Here is a 305-nt window from a genome sequence, read left to right as displayed (position 1 = left end):
CCGACGGCACGGAACTCTTCTTCTGCGCCACGGACCGACCCGAACTGCCCAGCTGGACCGGTGACTTCGAGCCCATCGCGCACAAGCCGCCCGTGGTGCACGAGTCGCTTGCCGCGCACGAGTCGCCCGCATCGCCCAATTCGCCCGTCGCCGGGGGCATACACCGCATCGACCATCTGGCCCTCACCCAGCCCTGGCACCAGTTCGACGAGGCGGCCCTCTTCCACCACAGCGTCCTCGGGCTCGGCGCGCAGGAGAGCGTGGACGTCGCCGACCCGTACGGACTGCTGCGCAGCCGTGCCGTC

At 70.5% G+C, this 305-nt stretch carries 1 pseudogene; it reads left to right on the top strand.

Going from position 1 to position 305, the window contains the following annotated elements:
* Window positions 1-305, top strand: a pseudogene (locus AOK17_RS52435) (sugar phosphate isomerase/epimerase and 4-hydroxyphenylpyruvate domain-containing protein); the annotation flags it as partial.

The sequence above is a fragment of the Streptomyces phaeochromogenes genome (assembly GCF_001418655.1).
Taxonomy (GTDB): Bacteria; Actinomycetota; Actinomycetes; order Streptomycetales; family Streptomycetaceae; genus Streptomyces; species Streptomyces phaeochromogenes.
Note: the sequence above shows the minus strand (reverse complement) of the source record. Positions and strands in the feature narration are given on the sequence as shown.